Source organism: Roseitalea sp. (genome assembly GCF_984466335.1).
In genome coordinates this window covers 1-8,307 of the sequence record NZ_CFIFWG010000141.1, presented here as the reverse complement: position 1 = coordinate 8,307, position 8,307 = coordinate 1, and the positions used below count along the sequence as shown (strand labels likewise).

General features: G+C 67.8%; 7 protein-coding genes and 1 tRNA gene. 4 read left to right on the top strand and 4 right to left on the bottom strand.

Annotated features, from left to right (window positions below; all coding sequences use genetic code 11):
* The 3 genes from AC5E6L_RS12120 to AC5E6L_RS12110 all read left to right on the top strand — a co-directional run.
* On the top strand, positions 1-275 hold a 275-nt coding region (locus AC5E6L_RS12120; RefSeq protein WP_491773590.1), incomplete at its 5' end, for an integration host factor subunit alpha.
* A gap of 49 nt (positions 276-324) precedes the next feature.
* Positions 325-903, top strand: a complete 579-nt coding sequence (locus tag AC5E6L_RS12115; RefSeq protein ID WP_491228948.1) for a MerR family transcriptional regulator — start codon at positions 325-327, stop codon at positions 901-903.
* Between the two features lie 88 nt (positions 904-991).
* Positions 992-1,068 (top strand) — tRNA-Pro (locus AC5E6L_RS12110).
* A gap of 56 nt (positions 1,069-1,124) precedes the next feature.
* Here AC5E6L_RS12110 and AC5E6L_RS12105 read toward each other — a convergent pair.
* The 4 genes from AC5E6L_RS12105 to AC5E6L_RS12090 are packed head-to-tail and all read right to left on the bottom strand — an operon-like array spanning position 1,125 to position 5,797.
* The gene (locus tag AC5E6L_RS12105) at positions 1,125-2,411 is read right to left on the bottom strand and encodes an O-antigen ligase family protein (RefSeq protein WP_491228949.1); all 1,287 of its coding nucleotides are present in this window, start codon (positions 2,409-2,411) and stop codon (positions 1,125-1,127) included.
* Complete coding sequence (locus AC5E6L_RS12100) at positions 2,408-3,946, bottom strand: undecaprenyl-phosphate glucose phosphotransferase (protein ID WP_491773587.1); 1,539 nt, start codon at positions 3,944-3,946, stop codon at positions 2,408-2,410. Before AC5E6L_RS12100 ends, AC5E6L_RS12105 begins: the two co-directional genes overlap by 4 nt.
* Before the next feature lie 45 nt (positions 3,947-3,991).
* Positions 3,992-5,191 carry a glycosyltransferase family 4 protein gene (locus AC5E6L_RS12095; RefSeq protein WP_491773585.1) on the bottom strand — a complete coding sequence of 400 codons (1,200 nt, stop codon included), beginning with the start codon at positions 5,189-5,191 and terminating at the stop codon, positions 3,992-3,994.
* A 30-nt stretch (positions 5,192-5,221) separates the two neighbouring features.
* Complete coding sequence (locus AC5E6L_RS12090) at positions 5,222-5,797, bottom strand: polysaccharide biosynthesis/export family protein (RefSeq protein ID WP_491230412.1); 576 nt, start codon at positions 5,795-5,797, stop codon at positions 5,222-5,224.
* Between the two features lie 233 nt (positions 5,798-6,030).
* Here AC5E6L_RS12090 and AC5E6L_RS12085 point away from each other — a divergent pair, with 233 nt between their 5' ends.
* Positions 6,031-8,235, top strand: coding sequence for a Wzz/FepE/Etk N-terminal domain-containing protein (locus AC5E6L_RS12085; RefSeq protein ID WP_491773583.1), 2,205 nt, complete (start codon positions 6,031-6,033; stop codon positions 8,233-8,235).
* The last annotated feature ends 72 nt before the right edge of the window (positions 8,236-8,307 follow it).

Genomic DNA, 8,307 nt, shown 5'->3' with positions numbered 1-8,307 from the left:
ACCGCAAGGTGGGGCTGTCGCGCACCGAGTCGGCCGCGCTCGTTGAAACGATCATCAACGAGATTTGCGAGGCGATCGTGCGCGGCGAGACTGTCAAGCTGTCGTCTTTTGCCACCTTCCAGGTCCGCTCGAAGACCGAGCGGATCGGCCGCAATCCGAAGACGGGCGAGGAAGTGCCGATCTCACCGCGCCGGGTCGTCGCGTTCAAGGCGTCGAACGTGCTCAAGCAGCGCATCATCGATGGCTACCGGGAGCGGCATACCAGGCGTCGATGAGCGGTGGTGGCGCAACACCCCTGGCGCGGCGTTCGGACAAGGGACCACGATGACCGAAAAGAGCGCTGACGCATTCCGCACCATTTCCGAAGTCGCCGACGATCTTGACCTGCCCCAGCACGTTCTGCGCTTCTGGGAAACCCGTTTCTCGCAGATAAGGCCGCTCAAGCGCGGCGGCGGCCGTCGCTACTACCGGCCTTCGGATGTCGACCTTTTGCGGGGCATCCGCCACCTGCTCTACGAGGAAGGCTATACGATCAAGGGCGCCCAGAAGATCCTGCGCGAGAACGGTGTTCAGTTCGCCATCGCGATCGGGGCGGGCGACATGTCGGCGCTTGAGCAGATGGCGCGCCGCAGCGCCGATGCGCGCGCGCAGGAGGGTGCCGATACCGATGCCGATCCCGCCCCCGCCGATGCGAGCGTCGATGCGGCCCCGAACGAGACGGTCGACACCGACGTGATGGTCGGTCACGCCAGGCCACGTCCGCGCGGCCTGTTCGGCCTTGGCGGCCGCGAGGCGGCCGGCGGCGATGCCGACGCCGACCTGTCGCGCGACAATCGCGCGCTCCTGCAAGAGGCACTGTTCGATCTTCTCGAATGCAAGCGGTTGCTCGACCAGGCGCGGTGAACGCCATGGCAAGGCGCGCTTCCGGCCCGGCAAGGCCAATTGCATGCTTGCGCGACCGGCCCTTGACCAATAAGGAGAGTGCCACGGTCGGAGCGTAGCGCAGCCCGGTAGCGCACTACACTGGGGGTGTAGGGGTCGTGGGTTCGAATCCCGCCGCTCCGACCAGTTTTCCCAGGACTGGCTTTTCCCAAGGCCGGCTTTTCCTCGGGACCGGCCTCTCCTCAGGGAATGGCGTTGGACGATGCCGCGCCAAAGCTCTGCGGCACGCCATCGCGCGCGGCGGCCGTCCCGTCCCTCTGGTGCCTGGCCTCCAGCGCGATGCACCCCCATATGACCCCGAAGATCAGATAGAGGTGACGCCAGCGATCGGTGTCGATCACGTTGCCGACCAGCATGTGGCCGAAGAAGACGACCAGCGCGCAGATCAGGACCGGCTGCCAGGGCCGGTCGCGGAACATAATTTTCAGTCCCGCGCCCAGCGTCCAGAACACGAGCGTCACATAGCATGCAAACCCCAGCCATGAGTAATCGAACAGCGCCTTCAGCCAGATATTGTGCGTATCGGCGCCGAAACGCCGCCCGAACTCCAAAGGCCCGATGCCGAACGGGTGCTCGGTCGCCTTGAAGAAGCCAAGCCGCTGGTTGGCGAAGCGCCCGCCCTGTCCGGCGTCATAGGTCTGGAACAGGCGCGCGCGCTCGATCAGCATGTCGCGCACCGCATCGATCTGCAACGCCACGGCGAGCGCTGCGGCCAGCGCCAGGGCCGCCGCGACCGCGAGCACCACGATGCGCAGCCTGAACGCCGGCGTCGGCGAGGCGATCAGCAGAACGCCTGTCAGAACGAGCGCGCAGACGATGAACAGCCCCCAGCCGGCGCGCGAAAAGGACAGGAAGATCGCGAACACCAGGACGGTCATGAGGGCCAGCCGCCACATCGCGCCGCCGAACGGCCGCGTCAGCACGCCGTGCAGGCACCAGATCGCGGGCAGGGCGAGGAAGGGCGCGAAAACGTTCGGATCCTGGAAGGCGCCCATGGCGCGACCATGGCGGGTGAAGATGTCGGCGCCGGGCACAAGTCCGAAATAGCCGATGACGCCCAGGGAGCCGGTCAGCACCGCGGCCGCCAGATAGCCGTTCATGATCATGTCGAGGCGTCGCCGGTCGCCGACGACCGCCGCGGCGAAGAAGATCGCCGTGAACGCCAGGAAGAAGCCGACGGCCAGGTACATCGGCGCGTCCCTCCAGTCGGCCATCGTCATCATCGAGACGATGCCGCCCACATTGAACAGGACGAGCAGCACCGTCAGCGGCATGATCTCGGCCGGCAGCCGCAGCCCGAATAGGAACCAGATCGCGACAAGCCCGCTCATGAACAATTCGTAAGGAGCCGGCTCGTTGATGACGAAGCCGCTCAGGAAGGCGCTCAGCCAGATCGCAAGGGCGCCCACAAGGCCGCCCAAGGCCCGGCTCCCGGCGGCCGGCGAGACGGTGGGCGTCGTTGCGGTCAATAGGCGTTTTCCGTGTTCAGCAGCCGGATCGGCGTCAGCAGCAGGATCTTCAGATCGAGCAGGAGCGACCAGTTCTCGATGTAGAAAAGGTCATATTCGGTGCGCTTCTTGATTTTCTGGTCGGTGTCCACCTCGCCGCGCCAGCCATTGATCTGCGCCCAGCCGGTAACGCCCGGCTTGACCCGGTGGCGGGCGAAATAGCCGTCCACGACCTCACCGTAGAGCTTGTCGCGGGTCTGCGCCTGGATGGCGTGCGGACGCGGGCCGATCAGCGACAATTCGCCCTTGAGCGCGTTGAAGAACTGCGGCAGCTCGTCGATCGACGTCTTGCGGATGAAGCGGCCGACCGGCGTCACGCGCGGATCGTCCTTCGTCACCGCTTTTCGTGCCGTCGCGTCCTGCTGATCGACGAACATGGAGCGGAACTTGTAGACGTTGATGATCTCGTTGTTGAAGCCGTGCCGTTTCTGCACGAAGATCACCGGGCCCCTGGAGGTCAGCCTCACGGCGATCGCGGCCGCCAGCATGACCGGCGACAGCGCGACGATGCCCAGCAGCGAGAAGACGATATCGAAGCCGCGCTTGGCGACCCGGTCCCAGTCGCGGATCGGCCGGTCGAAAATGTCGAACATCGGCACCTTTCCGATATAGGAATAGGTGCGCGGGCGAAATCTGAGCTTGTGGGAATGGGCCGACAGGCGGATGTCGACCGGCAGGACCCAAAGCTTCTTGAGCATGTGCAGAACGCGCTTTTCGGCGTCCAGCGGCAGTGCGACGATCAGCATGGAGATGCGCGCGCGGCGGGTGAACGTGACCAGTTCCTCGATATCGCCCAGCTTTGGATAGCCGGCCACGATCGGCGGCGAACGGTCGTCGTCGCGGTCGTCGAAGATGCCGCAGATGCGCACGTCGTTGTCGGCTTGGGCCTCCATGGCGCGGATCAGCTTTTCGGCCGCCTTGCCGCCGCCGACGATCACCGCGCGCCGTTCCATCGTGCCGTTGCGCGCCCATCTGCGCACGCGCCAGTTCATCAAAAGACGGGTTGCGAACAGGAAGACGAGCCCGCCCAGGAACCACGAGCCGAACCAGACGCGCGAATAGTCCTCGGAGGCCTTCATGAAGAAGGCGACCAGCGCCATCACCGCAAAGGCGGCCGTCCACATCAGCGCCACGCGCGGGAAGAAGGCCATCGAGTTGCGGATCGCGCGGATCTGGTAGGCGTCCGCCACCTCGGCGAAGACCACGAACAGCGCCGAGCCCAGAACGATCGCGGCCGGATATTCGAGCAGCATGTTGTAGGGCACGCCGACATAGCCGAGCATGATCGCCACCGATATGAGCGCCAGGCAGGCGAACTCGGCCGCGCGCAGCAGGCCCGACACCATGGAGGGCGAAATCGTGTCGCGGCGATATTCGTCGGCGATCCGCGTGGCAAGCGCGTTGAGCTTGCCTTCCTTGACGACCAGTTCGTCGCCGGTCCGGAACGCCCTGACCGTCTCCGGCGTGTAACGCAGGCGCGGATCGATCTCGTTCATGGCTCCGTCCGTTGGCGTTTGCCGCCGCACGCTATCCAGGCCGGCTTAAGAAACGTTTGATGACGGGTCGGCGGGCCGTGCCGTTTTGGGCCGCACCGCCGCGCCGGGCCGGACGCGCGCAAGCGCCTCGCGATAGGCCGCAAGGACCGAGGTCGCCATCGCCGTCGCGCTGAACCGGGCGCGCAGGCTGTCCGTTGCCGGCATCTGCGCGCCCGGCCAGCCCGGCTCGCCCAGGGCGCGGTCCATGGCATCGGTCAGGGCGGGCAGGGCGGGTTCGATCAGCGCGGCGCTGTCCGTGCCCATGATCTCGGCGACACCGCCCACGCGCGTCGCGATCAGCGGCCTGCCCGCTCCCAGCGCTTCGAGCACGATGTAGGGCATCGCCTCGGCGCGCGAGGGCATCACCACCGTGCGGGCGAGCGCGAACGCCCGCCGGGCCGGCATCGGATCGTGCATGGCGATGGTCCCGGCAAGGCCGGCCTGGGCGATCCGTTCGGCGATCGCCTCGCGGCCGGGGCCCGCGCCGACCATGACGGCCGAAACGCCCCGGTGGCCGCCGGACCGCAGCGCGGCGATCGCGTCCACGAACAGGTCCGGCCCCTTGAGCGGGCGCATCTCGCCGATGAACAGGAAGTCGGCGGCGCCGGGAGCCGGCGCGACGGGCGCGAACTCGGCGTCCAGCAGGCCGTTATGGACGACCTTGGTCCGGCAGCGCGCGATGCCGATCTTGGCGCGGTATGTCCGGGCCTCGTATTCGGCGACGAACAGGATCGTTTCGCACCAGCGCTCAAGCAGGCGCTCGACGGCGAAGTAAAGCCGGCCGCCGCGCCGCGCCGGGTCATGGTGCAGGCTGCCGCCATGGGGCGAATAGAGCCGCGCCGGCCGCGCGGTGCGGTTGGCCATCGCGCCGACCACCCGCGCATAGACGCCGCCCTTGGCGCCATGCCCGTGTACGATGTCGGGCGCAAGCTTCTTCAAGCATCCCAGCACGTTGCGCGCTGCGATCACGTCGCGGGGGCCGACCGGGCGGGCCATCGGCACACGATGCAGACCCAGCGCGAGCCAAGGCGACAGCGCTTCCAGCATCGCCTCGTCGTAGCCGGCCGTGCCTGGCCCGTCGCACACAAGCCCGACACGGTGGCCCATGTCGGCCTGGGCGCGCGCCAGGTCGCGGACATGGCGCAGGACCCCGCCCATCGGCGCCCGCAGCACATGGACGATGTTCAGCGGGCGCGCGCGTGCCATGACGTGTGCCATGACATGGCCCCGGCCCGATCAGAACAGCCGTTCGCGCACATAGATCGTATCGCCCGGAAGGATCGGATCGGAAATCGGGACCCGGCCGGTCATGACCCGGCCGTTGATGTGGCGGGTGATGTCGGCGTTCGCCTGATTGGCGCGCGCGGAAAATCCGCCGGCCGAGGCGATCGCGGTCTGCACCGTCATGCCCGGAACGTAGGAATATTGTCCCGCCGAGCCCACTTCGCCCATCACGAAGACGGGCCGGTAGCGATCGACCTGCACCGACACGTCGGGATCGCGCAGGAAGCCCTGGCGCAGCTTCTGGGCGATCTCGCGCTCCACCTGCCGCACCGTGCGGCCGCGCGCCGGCACGGCGCCCACGAGCGGGAACGAGATGTAGCCGGACTGGTCGACCGCGTAGGCATTGGTCAGGTCGCCCTGGCCGAAGACGGTCACCCGCAGCCGATCGCCCGCATCGAGCGTATAGGGCTGGCCGATGGCCTCGTGAAAGGCTGGCGGGGCGGGGCGGTAGCCCGTGCAGGCCGCAAGGGCGCAAAGGGCCGCCACGGCGATGGCCTTTGTGGAAAAGGAGCGCAACTGAACACCCATCGGCACATCCTAGGATCGGTCGGCAGGCGCGCGGGGCGCCCTGGATCGTGCCGGTTATCGCTCCGTCAGGGTTAATGACCGGTAAAGCCGGCCTTGCGCCCCGACAACCGGGCCGTGTGGGCGCTTAAGGACTCGGCAAGGGAGGTGAACAAAAGTTCAATGGGCGGTTTACGCCGTGGAAACCATAACGATTTACGATGTACGGTCAGTACCGTGTTTCCGGAGTGACGATCATGGCCGCAACCTCCTACCAGTCGCGCGATGCCGACATCGATGTCGGTCGGCTGTTTGCGGCCCTTTGGCGCGACAGATGGATCATCCTGATCGGTGCTCTTGCGGCGACCGGGATCGTCACGTTCCTTCTGATGCTGGCGACCCCGCAGTACCGTTCCGACGCGCGCGTGCTGATCGATGCGGGCGAATCCGTCTTCACCCGGCCCGAGCGCGACCCTCTGGCCGACCAGACGCGGCTCGACCAGGAGGCGGTGGCGAGCCAGGTCGAGATCATCACCTCGACCGATCTGCTGTTGCGGGTGGCCGGTGAGTTGGACCTTGCCTCGCGTGGCGAGTTCAACGCCGATGCCAACCTTACCACGTTCCGGCGCGGGCTGATCATGCTCGGGCTTGCGGCCGATCCCTCCGCCGCCTCCGAGGAAAAGCAGGTGCTCGATGCGCTGCGCGGGCGCCTGACCGTCTTTCCGGTCAACAATTCCCGGGTGATCGTGATCGAATTCCGCTCGTCGGATCGCGAGTTGGCGGCGCGCGTGCCCAACGCGCTCGCCGCCGCCTATGTGGCGCTCGAAAGCCAGGCCCAGCTTCTGAACACCGGCGCCGCCGCGCGGTATCTGGAAGGCGAGATCGGCCGGTTGCAGGGCGAGGTGCGCACCGCCGAGGCGGCCGCGGCCGTCTTTCGCGCCGACAACGGCCTGCTCCTTGGCCAGAACAACGCCGTGCTCGCCACCCAGCAGCTGGCCGAACTGTCCACCGAACTGTCGCGCGTGCGCGCCGAGCGTTCGTCGGTCGAGGCGCGCGTGCGCAGCGTCGAGACGGCGCTGCGCGACGGGGCGGCGGTCGAAACCGTGCCCGACGTGATCGCCTCGCCGGTGATCGCCCGGCTGACCGAGCAGCAGGCCAATCTGCGCGCCCAACTCGCCGATCTGTCGACCACGCTGCTGTCCGGCCATCCGCGCATGCAGGCGCTGCAATCGCAGATTGACGGGCTTGACGCGCAGATCCGGTCGCAGGCCCGCAACGTGCTGGCCGGACTGCGCAACGAAGCCGAGATCGCGCGCGGCCGCGAGACCGAGCTGAACGCCGATCTGAACACGCTGAAGGCGGCGTCCGCCCGGGCCAATGACAGCGAGGTCGAACTGCGCGCGCTGGAACGCGAGGCGACCTCCAAGCGGGCGCTGCTGGAAACCTTTCTCGTCCGGTTCCGCGAGGCCCAGTCGCGCGATCAGGGCGAATATGCGCCGGCCAAGGCGCGGCTCATATCGAGCGCGACCGTGCCGATCGCGCCGTCCTTTCCGCGAACGGCGCCGCTGATGAGCGCCACGTTCGTCGCCTCGCTTGTGTTTATGATCATCGTCACCTTGATGCGCGAACTGTTCTCGCGCCGCGCGCTCGTTCCCGCTCCGACATCGGGCCGGCGTCCGGCGGCCGAGGCGGTGGCGAACGCGGCCCCTGCGGCCGATCGGTCCCGATCCGCCCCCAGCGTGTCCGGCGAGACGGCACCGCGCGCCGATGCCGGGCGACAGTGGCGTCTTTGGCCGCCGACGCAGGAGGCAAGGCCCGCCGATTCGGGGGAGGTGGCGGCCGATGGCGGCCCGGCCAACGACAATCACTCCATTGCGGCGGTCGCCGCCAAGCTGATCCAGCGGGGCGCCGGTCGCGCGCTTTTCGTGGCGCCGCCCGGCGGCACCGGCGCGCACAGCGCGGTCGAGATCGCGCGCCTGCTCGACCGCAAGGGCCTGCGCGTGATCGTGCTCGACCTGTCGGGCGCGGGGCAGGCCGGCGGGCTCATGGGAGCCGATACGGCCGATCCCGGCATCACCGATCTGCTGGCGGCGGAGGCGTCCTATTCCGAGGTCATCTTCGGCGATATCGGGTCCGGCGCCCATATCGTGCCCTTGGGGCAGGCCGGCTCCGACCGCGCGCTTTCGGGCATCGAGCGGCTGCCGATCATCCTCGAAGGTCTGGGCGCGGCCTATGACATCGTCCTCGTCGATTGCGGCGTCGCCGATGCGGCCGGGCTCGACAGGCTGGTCAGCTCCGACTGCGAGATCGTGCTGTCTGTCGATACGTTGACCGACGAGAACACCGTCGGCGCCGCCAGCGATCTGGCCGCGGGCGGCTTTCGGGACGTGCTGATCGTGATCGATGGGCCGGAGGTCGCTCCCGACCCTGACGCATCCGCCCGGCTTCGCAAGGCGGGCTAGAGCGCGTCCGGCGAAGGTGGAATCACCAGAGCCGATAAGACAAGCGACAAAGCAAAAGGGTAGAGCGGAGCT

What these genes read in the sequence shown, in the direction of transcription:
- AC5E6L_RS12090 (WP_491230412.1), bottom strand. Translation starts at nt 5,797, where the DNA reads ATGGGTGTTCAGTTGCGCTCCTTTTCCACAAAGGCCATCGCCGTGGCG.
- AC5E6L_RS12085 (WP_491773583.1), top strand. Translation starts at nt 6,031, where the DNA reads ATGGCCGCAACCTCCTACCAGTCGCGCGATGCCGACATCGATGTCGGT.
- AC5E6L_RS12115 (WP_491228948.1), top strand. Translation starts at nt 325, where the DNA reads ATGACCGAAAAGAGCGCTGACGCATTCCGCACCATTTCCGAAGTCGCC.
- AC5E6L_RS12095 (WP_491773585.1), bottom strand. Translation starts at nt 5,191, where the DNA reads ATGGCACGCGCGCGCCCGCTGAACATCGTCCATGTGCTGCGGGCGCCG.
- AC5E6L_RS12100 (WP_491773587.1), bottom strand. Translation starts at nt 3,946, where the DNA reads ATGAACGAGATCGATCCGCGCCTGCGTTACACGCCGGAGACGGTCAGG.